This window comes from Bacteroides sp. PHL 2737 (assembly GCF_004115325.2).
GTDB lineage: Bacteria > Bacteroidota > Bacteroidia > Bacteroidales > Bacteroidaceae > Bacteroides > Bacteroides hominis.
Window position 1 is genome coordinate 2384907 of the sequence record NZ_CP040630.1, and the last position, 13120, is coordinate 2398026.

11 protein-coding genes are annotated in these 13120 nt (G+C 38.5%); 4 read left to right on the forward strand and 7 right to left on the reverse strand.

All coding sequences use genetic code 11. The features are described from left to right. The first annotated feature begins 274 nt into the window (after positions 1-274). The gene (locus DBK98_RS09640; protein WP_005809859.1) at positions 275-2164 is read left to right on the forward strand and encodes a fimbrillin family protein; all 1890 of its coding nucleotides are present in this window, start codon (positions 275-277) and stop codon (positions 2162-2164) included. Between the two features lie 181 nt (positions 2165-2345). Then, the gene (locus DBK98_RS09645) at positions 2346-2945 is read left to right on the forward strand and encodes a hypothetical protein (protein WP_005809857.1); all 600 of its coding nucleotides are present in this window, start codon (positions 2346-2348) and stop codon (positions 2943-2945) included. Positions 2946-3181: 236 nt separating this feature from the next. On the opposite strand, the gene ric is transcribed toward DBK98_RS09645, so the two are convergent. From ric to DBK98_RS09665, 4 genes are all read right to left on the reverse strand, one after another. Continuing rightward, positions 3182-3910, reverse strand: coding sequence for an iron-sulfur cluster repair di-iron protein (gene ric / locus DBK98_RS09650; RefSeq protein ID WP_005809855.1), 729 nt, complete (start codon positions 3908-3910; stop codon positions 3182-3184). Between the two features lie 163 nt (positions 3911-4073). Next, positions 4074-4538 (reverse strand): MaoC family dehydratase, encoded by a 465-nt coding sequence (locus tag DBK98_RS09655; RefSeq protein ID WP_005775901.1) that lies wholly within the window; start codon positions 4536-4538, stop codon positions 4074-4076. 63 nt (positions 4539-4601) lie between these two features. Further along, positions 4602-4997: a thiol-disulfide oxidoreductase DCC family protein gene (locus tag DBK98_RS09660; protein ID WP_005809850.1), complete on the reverse strand. Its 396-nt coding sequence runs from the start codon at positions 4995-4997 to the stop codon at positions 4602-4604. 9 nt (positions 4998-5006) lie between these two features. Further along, the gene (locus DBK98_RS09665; RefSeq protein ID WP_005809848.1) at positions 5007-5867 is read right to left on the reverse strand and encodes a hypothetical protein; all 861 of its coding nucleotides are present in this window, start codon (positions 5865-5867) and stop codon (positions 5007-5009) included. A gap of 925 nt (positions 5868-6792) precedes the next feature. Here DBK98_RS09665 and DBK98_RS09670 point away from each other — a divergent pair. Beyond that, positions 6793-7962 carry a 6-bladed beta-propeller gene (locus DBK98_RS09670; protein ID WP_032536810.1) on the forward strand — a complete coding sequence of 390 codons (1170 nt, stop codon included), beginning with the start codon at positions 6793-6795 and terminating at the stop codon, positions 7960-7962. Between the two features lie 231 nt (positions 7963-8193). Here the strand turns inward: DBK98_RS09670 and eno are convergent, their stop codons facing one another. From eno to crcB, 3 genes are all read right to left on the reverse strand, one after another. Further along, entirely contained in the window at positions 8194-9483 is a 1290-nt protein-coding gene (eno, locus tag DBK98_RS09675; RefSeq protein ID WP_005775910.1) for a phosphopyruvate hydratase, read from the reverse strand. Between the two features lie 148 nt (positions 9484-9631). After that, positions 9632-10297 (reverse strand): pentapeptide repeat-containing protein, encoded by a 666-nt coding sequence (locus DBK98_RS09680; protein ID WP_005775911.1) that lies wholly within the window; start codon positions 10295-10297, stop codon positions 9632-9634. Positions 10298-10305: 8 nt separating this feature from the next. Then, positions 10306-10692, reverse strand: coding sequence for a fluoride efflux transporter CrcB (crcB, locus tag DBK98_RS09685; protein ID WP_005809844.1), 387 nt, complete (start codon positions 10690-10692; stop codon positions 10306-10308). Positions 10693-10843: 151 nt separating this feature from the next. On the opposite strand from crcB, the gene DBK98_RS09690 reads away from it, so the two are divergent. Next, a complete protein-coding gene (locus DBK98_RS09690; protein WP_005809842.1) occupies positions 10844-13003 on the forward strand; it encodes a glycoside hydrolase family 97 protein in 2160 nt (719 codons plus the stop codon). Positions 13004-13120 lie beyond the last annotated feature (117 nt).

A 13120-nucleotide genomic window follows, 5' to 3' on the forward strand; every position in this document is an offset into this window, starting at 1 on the left:
GAGAAAAAGTGTATTTATCTTGATTCATCATTACAGCTGCAAAAATAGAAATTCAAATCCGTTTTATTTCAAAATATAACTTAATCGACTATATTTCAATCATTTCAAAGAACTATTATTTACTTTAACGGAACAGTAGTGAAACATTTATTATATAAATACAAAATATTATCATAATTCATAGTAATAATTGTATTAATAATAGTAGCTTTGTTACTCCTTAAACATATAGTTAAACAATGAAACTAAAACACAAATTAAACTATATACTACAATGAAAAACATGAAAATTGCATCCTTTATGATAAAATTCATAATGATGCCCCTGCTTGTCAGCACTTCCTGTGTAAATGAAATTTCAGAAGAATCGACAACCCTTCCCGGAGAAATTCCTATCCGCCTTTCTACACAAATTTTATGCAACCCCACACGTGTTATTGATAACAAATTTCAAGAAAAGGACGCCATTGGCTTGTATGTATTGACACAACCATCAACTATCAATCAGAAACGATACATTGACAATATGCGTTTCACATGTTCCCAAACCTCCGGCTTCGAACCGGAAGAAACGATTTATTATCCTAAAGGAAACGGAGAATGTAACTTCATCAGTTATTATCCTTTTCAAGAAACAGGTATTGAACCGGACAAAAGTACAATGCAGGTCCAGATACGGACCGACCAAAGTACTGTGGGCGGACTATCACTTTCCGACTTTATGATCGCTGTAAACAATGACATTACACCCAGCCAGAACATGGTTGCCATGGAATATAAACACAAACTTTGCAAACTGGAAATCATTATAAGACCCGCAGCCGGAGAAGACTTACAAGAGCTCTTGGCTGATAACCCTACCTTATCCTTAAACGGATTCCATTCGGAAGCATCTTATGATTTTCTCACCGGCCAATTCGAGTCATCGGGACAAACGAGCGGCATTATTCCTTATGGAGAATGGAAAATAGAGAATAATACCCTTATAGGCAAAAAAGCGATACTGATACCCGAAAAAATAGAGTCTGACAGTCACTACATAAATATGGAAATAGATGGAAAGAGCTATAGTTGCCCATTTCCGGACAACTTTCAGCTGTCCAGTGAAAAAAGCTGTTCCATAGGCATTATCTATAAATCATCCGAAGGTATTCAAATCAACAACTTCGATCATAGCATTGCAGACTGGACAGAAGGGGAGTCGGGTGAAACGACAGCTCAGGAAACATCAGGTATAATTCACCTGGCTGCACTGAAATTCAGTAAGAGTAATGTATATAAAGCCATTAACGAAGGGACGCAGGTAGCAGAGATCTGTAAAGAGTATCTATTGGCAGACAATATCGATGCACAAGCCATCGTCGCCTATCCTGTTCTAAATGGAGAAACAGATTTAAACAACGGCACGGTAATTTGTTTACTTGACGAAACAGCAGCCGTTCACGGAGGCAAGGTCTCTTGGAACAAAGTTAATAATGTATTAGCCTACACGCCCGGAAATCAAAGCGTCATCAACGATTTCTACATAGCCGAAGATAACTCAATATCAATATCCAAGCCGGAAAATCCTCTACCTGTACGATTGCAAGAAGATGTCTTGACAGATATACGGAATACGGAAACCAAAACTTATCCTATAGTAAAAATAGGAATCCAATATTGGATGGGACGTAGTTTGGAAGCGACACGCTATACCGACGGTAAAACAATTACTTTGAAAAAGGATTTCACGGCAACAGCAGGCTATTACACCGGGAAATATCAAGATGCGCCTCAAAATTTTTACTTTTACAATTCTGAAGCTGTTATTTCAGGCAAGTTATCACCCCAAGGATGGAATATTCCTACCGAAACCGAGTGGGAACAACTAAAGCAATATATAAACAATGATGCTTCTAAACTGAAATCCGGACCATGGTCAAGCGATGAAAACGGTGACAAGCTTCCTATACTTAACACTACAGGATTCAATGGAATGCCGGAAGGATATATTCTAAAAAGTAAGAACGGGTATACCAACGGCTTATATACGGTGGTATACTGGTCTACCAATTCATCTGGAAATCAAATAAATAAAGCAATCTATTTGCTGCATACTACAAATGAAATAAAAGACGGCAATATAACAGACAGAGCTCTTTCTGTCAGATGCATCCGTAAATAACAAGCACTTTGCCTATCATACAGAATCTAAAGTTTAGGTAGATCTCCTCACCGCTACTGGCCCAAACTTTAGATTCTGTATTTTATCGTTAAATTATTCTCTTCATTCGAATAGGGAATCTTCTTCTTTTTTCTGTCTTTATAATCAAGAAATCAATTATAAAACCCAAAACAGAAAACATATGCAGAAAGTATTATTTATCACCACAATTCTACTTACATTATTCGCCCTCTCTATCCATGCTGAGCACAATCCTCAAAAAAGACCAGATGCATCTGCCCAATTCCAAACCGTCTCCGGTCACAGTATCAGTTTAAATGGTATCGGACTGGCATATAGTTATGAATATGCTTTTGCTCCGAAAGGTACTGTTATTTTTAGCGCAGGAGCTTCTTATGCTTTTGGAAGAACATGGCAACTCAAAATGGAATCACTTCGCGAATTTCATATCGCCACCAAAGACTATCATTTAGTAACCGGAGATTTAGCCATAGAACCACGTTTTTATTATAACCTGAAGAAAAGGCATCGCAATGGCAAGCGTACTTGGAGCAATTCCGGTGGGTATTTATCTGCCTGTTTCGGATATTCTTTTCCAATAGCCATCAGCAGCGGAGTAAAAACAGCGCATATATATGTTATCACCCCATATTGGGGATTTCGACGCGTATGGAAACATTTTCTTTTCGATCTATCTGGCGGAGCCGGTTATATAAAGTCCTCCAACGGCAATTCCGCCATCTATCCTACTGTGAGAATAGGACTGGGATATAGATTTTAAACGTCATACTCTAATTGAAGAATAAATAACCAAAGTATCGAATACAAAAAATGGCTACTCATCCCGAGCAACCAATCTTTTGTTAACCTTAAATCTAATACTTATGAAAAAAACACAATACAAATATACCGAATTTCAAGCAATTAGCAAATATCAGAGCAAAAATATCCTGTATTATAACACCGTTTAATACTCGATCTTGTTTTGTTAATACTTTAGGCTAAAAACGTTAACAATTAACACATTCGTTCACAGTTCTCCTGTAGCTCTATAGCCATAGGAAAAACAATATTATTTTCTAAATGAATATGATGATGCAAATTTTTCTCAAATGTCTCCAACATCTCAAACAATAACCTGTAGGTGTCACAAGCATCATCGGGTACTAAATATCCCTGAGCCAATAAAGAAATCCGGCGAAAACGTTCACCTTCGGCATCATGTTCATGCATCATTACCGAAATAGGGCTACTGACACTGCCACAATGAAAAGGCGGAACGGGGCGGTGTTGGGTCACTGCATCGAACAAATCGTATATATAAGGAAACAACACCATTTCCTCCTTGGTAAGATGATTATTCAGATCTATCCAGGACTCCTGAAACAACCCACGTATCTCATGAAGTTCCGGATGTTTCTCACCGTGTACCTCACAAACTTTATCAAGCAATTGAAGAATCTGCGGTCCCTGGTAACGGATATTACGATGATGGAATTTCAGGATGTAATCTACCAATAAATCCATAGGCCAACTTTTAAAATCAAAAATCGGAGAATGGTTCGGTTGCGTTTGCCTCAACTCTTCCAACAAACTGTCCACCCCTGCTCCGGCTCTTTCACAAGCATCAGTCAGCGAGACATCTCCATTGCAACAGAAATCAATGCCATACTTATTGAATACCTTTGCGTGGTCAAAACGATCGGCTACAATCTGGCCGACTGTCATAAGTTTATAATCTTTCATATTTTCCTCTTTTATTATTCAGAGGACAAAGGTAGGGAACAGAAAACAAATAATTTGTAACCAATGTTACAGGAAGGATTTTCTTTTGTCTTTCGAAGCAATATGAAGTATAAAACAATGGCATACACAGTTTTCTATAACTTGTGTATGCCATATTCTTTTCTTAATTAAAATAATACAGAAAGATAGCGATACCTTCGAGTGCTTTCTTAGGCTGATCTTTAATCTCAATCGCAAACTTAATTTCAGCTTTAGCCACACCACGCAAGTTAGTAAGAGAATGCAGACTTGCCTTCAGTCGCACACTTTGACCTGACAGTACTGCTTGCCCGAACTTCATCTTGTCCATACCATAATTAATCATCATCTTCAAATTATTTACTTCAATAATCTGATTCCACAAATGAGGAAGTAATGACAATGTCAGATATCCGTGAACAATGGTGCTATGATAAGGGCTCTCCACCTTAGCACGCTCTGTGTCCACATGAATCCACTGATGATCTAATGTTGCATCAGCGAAAAGGTTGATACGTTCCTGAGAAACCTCCAGATAGTCAGAGACTCCAATCTGCTGCCCCACTAATTTCTCAAAATCTTCATAAGAATTAATAATTACTTTATCCATATTTCTTCATTTAAAAATGTACATCTTTGCTACAAAGATATATTTTTTTTAGATAAGTTAAAATTAATCCGGTCTTTTAGATTCTTCATCAGAAAAACTCGCCGGCTTAGTACATGAATCTACTTTCCCAAATATCCGATACCGATATTTGGAAACCAATAAATACAATGCATCCCTTACTTTTACCGGAATCAGGATCAATGGATAAAAACACTGCCAGAATCCTCCCAGGTCTTTTAAGATATAAAGTATAGCCGTAGATTTAGAATAACAATCTCCTTTCCGAAAATAATAGAGAGTCTTATTACTACTTTCAACAGCATACCGGCCCAACAAAGTTTTACCCGCTTCAGATTGCAGTGAAACAAAACGGAACAGCTTTCTTTTATCCCTCTTTACAATAAAAGAAACTGTCCCGTTGCAGAGATTACATATACCATCGAAAAGTATAATATTCATTCTATTTTTCTAAATAATGGAAGTCTCGTATGCACTGGTCAACATATCATAATCGGCATCACTGTATTCTCCTTTTTCCCGAGCCTTCTGCACCTGTTTGATAAATATTTCTACCTGTGAAAGGAAAGTCTGATAAGACTTCATCTCGCTTTCATGACCATTCACGGCAGGAAGTTTTTTAGCAGCATCGAGTTGTTTGGTAAGTTCAGCTACTTTCAGGTCAATGCGGGGGCCATCCATCATATGCTTACGTGCATACAGGTTCAAAATACTCTGCATCGTAGCAGACATCTTCCGTACAGACATAATCTGTTCTTTCAGCGGACTGTCCGCCAGAAGCACCTGTTCAGCCTGTTCGGTAAACGGACTCAGAATATCAAAAACATTCTGCTTGTATTCAGACATCTGTGTGCTCAACTGATAATTCGCCTCTAACAGTTGCTTCGCTTTGGTTACATCTTTCTTTTTCAAGTAAGAAAGATAGGTATCGAAATTTGCGTAGAACTCTGCTCTCGCCTTAAACAATCCGGCATAGTTCTGCACCAGATTCTGGCGGGTTTCTCCATTGAAGTAATCTCCGGGATTCATCACCGTCGCCGAATCTTTTGCAACAACTGTCGGTGGGGCGATGGCGGTAAGAGCCGGTACTTTTCCTTTTTGTTCCATATAATCCAAAACGGCATTTACATCTTTTTCCTTCACCATATCTTTTAATACTCCGAGAGAAGTATTATAATATTTGATTACCTCTGTCGCATTTTCAATATCTGCCGTACTGGCAACAGGAGCTTTGCTCTTGCTTCCACCCGAACAAGAGGCCAACAGAAAAGCACTCACAAGTGCTCCAAAAAACAATAGATTCTTTTTCATAATGTTTCCTTTAATAATTAGTAAATAGAACAAGCCTATAGATAGCTGATATTGCACTAATAACAATATAAAAGTCGTTTTGCTCTCAAAACCATCTATAAATTACAAAGGGAACAGGGAAATTAAAGAAATAAATATCATCGGAAGCGAAACCACATTACTGCATAAAACAAAAAATGGCTACTCGTCCCGAGCAACCAATCTTTTGTTAACCTTAAATCTAATACTTATGAAAAAACACAATACAAAAATACCGATTCCCAACTAATTAGCAAATTTACGCACGATATTCTGCTCTATTATAACATGGTTTAATGTTACCGATAACTTATTAACATTTCACACTTGTATTGTTAACCATTAACAAGTTCCATTACTCGTTTTCAGACATAAAAAGGCTATCATACGTCATCCACCCAATAACGATGATATCCCCACCGGTACAATATTACTGAATTTCTTTATCCCCCTGATCATATTCCAATCCTTCAGATAACAATTTCTCCGATAACAATGAACATGTTACAGGTATAACCGGTATTTCATTCATAACGAAATGAATGTAGATCTCAAAAGATAGTTTATAACCAATCCACACAACCCTATGCATTTCTGAAGCAGAAAGATAGAAATCAGACAAAGGCAGTAATCTATTATTCAATTCGAATAGTTCGAATGATGGAAAAAAAGAGAAGTCGATATTGTGATATTCTTTCAATAATAGAATCTTGTCGCTTAATTTATTCTTTTTGATTTCTTGTATATTAATGTTTTTTTCTTGCTTTAGACATCAGATAGTGGTATATTTACCCCGAAACACTTCAGCCCGTTTCTTAACCTTAAAAGGAATTGAATATGAAAAATTTAAAATAATTATTGATCGTACTAATCTTTGTTACATAAAAAAACAAATAAAACAAATAAGATGAAACAAGTAAACACTGTTTTGACAGTCATTCTGTTGGTAGTATTGACTGGATGTGGAAGAAATAAACAATCAAACGATGATTTAATCATCGTGGACGTTTCGAAAAGCTATCCTAAAAAAGAATTGATTCTTCAGGATTTTATGAATGTGGAATATGTTGCGCTGGAAACTACAGATGAGTTTCTTACACAAGGCTTAGTACAAGATGTGGGAAAAGAATACTTATTGGTAACCAATAGGAATAATGATGGGGATATTTTTATTTTTGACAGGCAAACCGGTAAAGGATTAAAAAAGATAAATCGGCGAGGGCAAGGGGCAGAAGAATATGCAAGGATTAATGAGATTATTCTTGATGAAAACAATGATGAAATATTCGTAAAGTCACCGGGAAATAAAATCTTAGTATACGATCTTAACGGAGAATTCAAACGGTGTTTGAATCTTGGTAGAGATATTTCATCTATTTTTGATTATGACAAACATAATTTGATCTGTTATGATATGTCAGATTATCATAACAAAGGAAAAGATAGAAACAAATCGTACCATATTCTTATATCAAAACAGGATGGAAGTATCACCTGGGAAATTTTTATTCCTTTTAAAACTATTAACACACCGATTGTGACTGATGGAGATCGATTTATAGCAAATTATTCTTACCAAATACGCCTAAGTAACGGCAAATGGACACTTATGGACGCATCAGCCGATACATTGTATAACTATGCACCGGATGGTACATTAAGCCCCTTTATTGTAAGAACCCCCTCTGCAAATACTATGGAGCCTGAAATTTTTCTTTATATGGGTATTCATACCGACCGTTATTACTTTATGGAAACCGTTAAAAATGTATTTAACTTTGAAAAAGGTAACGGATTCTATACAGATGGGCTGGTGTACGACAAGAAGGAAAAAGCCATATTTCAAGTTGCCGTATATAATGATGACTATGCAGAAAAAAGAACTGTAGCTATGACGGCGAAATCAATTAATCGCGATATCGAAAATGTCACGAGTTTAAGTGCATCCCGACTTGTTGAGATTTATAAGAAAGAGCAACTGAAAGATGGCAAATTGAAAGATATTGCTTCAAAGTTGAATGAAGAAGACAATCCTGTAATCATGTTGGTAAAGCAAAAAAATAGTGGTTTAAAATGAAAAAGGCAACCAACTATTTTATCAAGAGCAGTGGATCATCCACCACCTGCTGAACACTCCTTTTATTCCATTCGCAGGATTGTTGACCGAATAGATGGTGTTGCTCTTGTTCTTTACGTATACTATGAGGTTGTGTCAAAGCGTATTTGACACAACCTCCTTTTCACATTTACATTCAATCATTATAAAAATAACTAACCTTTCATCATGCTATGCTTATCATGATTTTATTTAGCCTTTTACGGTAATTCGTTTGTAACCATATACAGCACGGTCACCCAATTCTTCTTCTATACGGAGCAACTGATTGTACTTCGCCATGCGGTCCGAACGGCTCAACGAACCGGTTTTAATCTGTCCGCTGTTTGTTGCTACGGCAATATCTGCAATGGTTGCATCTTCTGTTTCGCCGGAACGGTGAGAGGTGACTGTTGTATATCCGTGGCGGTGTGCCATTTCAATAGCGTTTAATGTTTCTGTCAGCGAACCTATTTGGTTTACTTTAATCAGAATAGAGTTGGCACAACCTTTTTCGATACCTTTTGCCAGGAAATCAACATTAGTAACGAAAAGGTCATCACCTACCAATTGGCAGCGGTCACCGATACGTTGAGTTAATTTTTTCCAGCCTTCCCAGTCATTTTCACTCATACCGTCTTCGATGGAATCAATCGGATATTCGTTGATAAGTTTCTCCAGATAGTCAATCTGTTCCTCGGCTGTACGTTTTTTACCCTTTTCACCTTCAAACTTGGTGTAATCGTAGATACCGTCATGATAGAATTCGGAAGAAGCGCAGTCCATGCCGATCATTACATCCTTACCCGGTTCATATCCGGCAGCTTTAATAGCGGCAAGGATAGAGTTTAGTGCATCTTCTGTGCCTTCCAGATTCGGAGCGAAGCCTCCTTCATCACCTACAGCTGTACTCAAACCACGGTCTTTTAATACTTTTTTCAAGGCGTGGAATACTTCAGCGCCCATGCGCAGTCCCTCTTTGAAAGAGTTTGCACCAACTGGGCGAATCATAAATTCTTGAAAGGCGATTGGGGCATCGCTATGTGATCCTCCATTAATGATATTCATCATTGGGACGGGCAAAACATAAGTATTTGTGCCGCCGATATATCTGTAAAGGGGAATATCAAGATAATTGGCAGCTGCTTTGGCTACGGCAAGTGAAACACCCAGGATAGCGTTTGCACCCAGTTTGGCTTTTGTCTTTGTTCCGTCCAGTGCCAGCATAGCATGGTCAATGCCCATTTGGTCGAGGGCTGACATACCAATCAGATGTGGGGCAATGACTTTATTAACGTTCTCTACTGCTTTCTGTACACCCTTACCGCCGTAACGATGTTTATCACCGTCGCGGAGTTCAAGCGCTTCATGCTCACCGGTCGATGCGCCCGACGGAACGGATGCACGTCCCATGATGCCTGATTCCAATACTACGTCTACTTCTACTGTAGGGTTACCTCTTGAGTCGAGAATCTCTCGTCCTGTAATTTTTTCTATTTTCATTGTTTCTCTTGTTTTTTTAGTCTCTGCAAATGTACTCACTTATGGGAAGCGGTAGAATAACTATTAATAGGTATTCCGTGCGGTCTCTTTCCCTATAAATCAGTATTATCGCTTTTATACTATAAAACAAAGAGAGAGGTGGAAAAGTTCAGTCGTCTTCAACCTTGACTCCTAACAGAGGCAGTAAGTCCATTGCCTGTAATGAACTGACTATAGCCCCTTTCAGGTCAGCTATGTTTAGTTGAATGCCTGTTATTCTTGAGCTCCTCAGGTCGATGCCTTTTAAAGACGTATGCGAAAAATCTGCTTCAAGCAGTTCACAGTTGTCGAAAGCTGCCGGTATTAATTTACTGTCATTGAGGCTGGCGTTTCGAAAATCACAATGGCTGAAACGAACGGTCCGCATTTTCGTCATGGAAAGATTGATATATTGTCCATAACAATGCTCCATCCGGACATGGTTTAGGGTGGCTTCCGGAAAACCTGTTCCTAAGAGCTTGCATGATATAAATTCTACCCGGTAGAAAATAGTTCCGGCAAAGGACACGTTGGATAAGTCGCAATTTTCAAAACGTATGTCTGTTAATTGGGCTGACTTCAACTGGCATTCGTTGAATATTTGTTGTTTGAAAGTACAATTGTTAATATTTAGATAGGGCTTATTTACTTGTCGGACAACTCCTTTAGAGAAATATAAATCAGAAATTTTCTCTTCATCCACCAAAATATCGAGCGGAGTGATGCTTTCGGACTGCTCATTGATGAATGGGGCTACGACTTTAACAGGTTGGACTTTCTTAATTGCTGGTTTCATATATTAGTCTATTGTTTTAAATGTTCTCCGAGGTATCCTCCACCTAATACGGCTAAAAGCCCGAGTATCATACTGGCTAATGTGTAAAATGCGAATATGCCGTAGAAGCCTCCTTTCAGTAAACTCAGGCCATCATTAGCCAAAGTAGAAAATGTGGTAAAACCTCCACAGAAACCAACAGTCAGAAATAGCCTTAACTCGAAGGATAGATCAAGACGTTCCGAAAGTGAATAAAATAATCCTATTAACAAACTCCCAGCAATGTTTACGGCAAATGTTCCCCACGGAAAGGGGAAAAAAGTAGGGCTAAGTTTTTCGTTGACGGCTATTTGTGCCAGATAGCGGGATACACTGCCTATGCCTCCTCCGATAAATATATAAATAATCTCTTTCATCTTTTTTATTTTGTTGGCAAAGTTACCACTGTCAACTGTTTATGCAAACGTTTTCTGATAAATCTTCTTTATTTCGGTTCTATTCGTCGAACCGGAATCTGCTTCTTGCTTATCTTTGTTGCATGATTACTAATTTATATTAAACCATATCATGAAGAACATGAATAAACTGACTTTTAAGTTGGCTTGCTTTTTTCTTTCTCTTTTAGTGAGTAGTGTGGCAATGGCCGAAAGCATTACTTCTCCAAATGGACTCTTGAAACTGAACTTTTCGGTGAATGGAAAAGGCGAGCCTGTGTATGAACTTTCTTATAAGGGTAAAGAAGTGATTAAACCTTCTAAACTGGGCCTTGAACTGAAAGATGATCCCGGTCTGATGGATGGTTTTACATTGATTGATGCCAAGACTTCTTCTTTTGACGAAACCTGGGAACCTGTTTGGGGAGAAGTAAAGCAAATCCGTAACAATTATAATGAGCTTGCGGTAACTTTAGACCAAAAAGCTCAGGATCGTAAGATGTTGATTCGTTTTCGTTTGTACGATGACGGACTCGGTTTTCGCTATGAATTTCCGCAGCAAAAGAATCTGAATTATTTTGTGATAAAAGAGGAGCATTCCCAATTTGCTATGACAGGCGATCATACTGCTTTCTGGATACCGGGCGATTATGATACACAAGAATATGATTATACTCGATCGAAGCTTTCGGAAATACGTGGCCTGATGAAAACAGCTGTGACTCCCAATGCTTCCCAGACTCCTTTTTCTCCTACCGGGGTTCAGACTGCTTTACAAATGAAGACCGATGATGGATTGTATATCAACCTTCATGAAGCTGCCTTGGTGGATTACTCTTGTATGCATCTTAATTTAGATGATAAAAACTTTGTTTTTGAATCATGGCTGACTCCTGATGCACAGGGAGATAAAGGATATATGCAGACTCCTTGTCAGTCTCCATGGCGTACAGTCATGGTCAGTGATGATGCACGTGACATTCTTACTTCCAAATTAACATTAAATCTGAACGAGCCATGTAAATTGGAGGATACTTCTTGGATTAAGCCTGTCAAATATGTAGGTGTATGGTGGGAGATGATTACGGGTAAAAGTACATGGGCTTATACTGACGACGTTTATTCAGTGAAGTTGGGTGAGACCGATTATGCTAAGACTAAGCCCAATGGGCGTCATGGTGCCAATAATGAGAATGTGAAACGTTATATCGATTTTGCCGCTGAACACGGTTTTGACCAGGTATTGGTTGAGGGCTGGAATGAAGGATGGGAGGACTGGTTTGGCAAGTCAAAAGATTATGTGTTTGATTTCGTCACTCCATATCCCGACTTTGATGTGAAAATGTTGAATGAATATGCCAAGAATAAAGGGGTAAAGTTGATGATGCACCATGAAACCTCTGCATCTGTCCGTAACTATGAACGCCACATGGACAAAGCTTACCAATTTATGGAAGATAACGGCTACAACGCTGTGAAGAGCGGATATGTAGGCAATATAATCCCACGCGGTGAGCATCATTACGGGCAATGGCTGAATAATCATTATCTCTATGCAGTGAAGAAGGCAGCCGATCATAAAATCATGGTAAATGCTCACGAAGCCGTTCGTCCAACCGGATTGTGTCGTACGTATCCAAACCTGATCGGTAACGAGTCTGCCCGTGGAACAGAATATGAAGCTTTTGGTGGGAATAAACCATTCCATACTACATTGCTTCCTTTTACACGCCTGATTGGTGGTCCAATGGATTATACTCCGGGTATTTTTGACACTCAATTGTCTTTCTTGAGTGGTGAACATAGTTTTGTGCATACCACTTTGGCAAAACAATTGGCCCTTTATGTTACACTTTATAGTCCGCTGCAAATGGCTGCCGACCTTCCGGAGAGTTATGAGCGCCACATGGACGCATTTCAGTTTATTAAAGATGTGGCAGTAGACTGGGATGACAGTAAATATATTGAAGCAGAACCGGGAGAATATATCACGGTGGCTCGAAAGGCCAAAGGAACCGATAATTGGTTTGTTGGAGGTATTACAGGTGAAAATCCCCGTACTTCTACATTCATTCTTGATTTCCTGGATCTGGGGAAACAGTATGTAGCCACTTTATATGCTGATGGGAAAGATGCGGATTATGAGAAGAATCCGACCTCTTATGAGATTAAAAAAGGTATAGTGACTAATAAAACCAAGATCTCTACTAAATTGGCTCGTAGTGGAGGTTTCGCTCTCAGTCTGATAGAAGCTACTCCGGCCGACCGAAAAGAACTTAAAAAGTGGAAATAAAGGTGGGGTAGTGGTAAAAAGGTTAGTTTGGTTATTTTTTTGAAATGAAAGAGTCCGGATACACAATATGTATGTCCGGACTCCTTTTGTTGATAGTTACTATATTATCAATTAAGT

Excerpts from the sequence above, each read along its gene's own strand:
- ric (WP_005809855.1), bottom strand. The coding sequence starts at position 3,910 with ATGAAAGATTATAAACTTATGACAGTCGGCCAGATTGTAGCCGATCGT.
- DBK98_RS09645 (WP_005809857.1), top strand. The coding sequence starts at position 2,346 with ATGCAGAAAGTATTATTTATCACCACAATTCTACTTACATTATTCGCC.
- eno (WP_005775910.1), bottom strand. The coding sequence starts at position 9,483 with ATGAAAATAGAAAAAATTACAGGACGAGAGATTCTCGACTCAAGAGGT.
- DBK98_RS09680 (WP_005775911.1), bottom strand. The coding sequence starts at position 10,297 with ATGAAACCAGCAATTAAGAAAGTCCAACCTGTTAAAGTCGTAGCCCCA.
- DBK98_RS09655 (WP_005775901.1), bottom strand. The coding sequence starts at position 4,538 with ATGGATAAAGTAATTATTAATTCTTATGAAGATTTTGAGAAATTAGTG.
- crcB (WP_005809844.1), bottom strand. The coding sequence starts at position 10,692 with ATGAAAGAGATTATTTATATATTTATCGGAGGAGGCATAGGCAGTGTA.
- DBK98_RS09670 (WP_032536810.1), top strand. The coding sequence starts at position 6,793 with ATGAAACAAGTAAACACTGTTTTGACAGTCATTCTGTTGGTAGTATTG.
- DBK98_RS09690 (WP_005809842.1), top strand. The coding sequence starts at position 10,844 with ATGAAGAACATGAATAAACTGACTTTTAAGTTGGCTTGCTTTTTTCTT.
- DBK98_RS09640 (WP_005809859.1), top strand. The coding sequence starts at position 275 with ATGAAAAACATGAAAATTGCATCCTTTATGATAAAATTCATAATGATG.
- DBK98_RS09660 (WP_005809850.1), bottom strand. The coding sequence starts at position 4,997 with ATGAATATTATACTTTTCGATGGTATATGTAATCTCTGCAACGGGACA.
- DBK98_RS09665 (WP_005809848.1), bottom strand. The coding sequence starts at position 5,867 with ATGAAAAAGAATCTATTGTTTTTTGGAGCACTTGTGAGTGCTTTTCTG.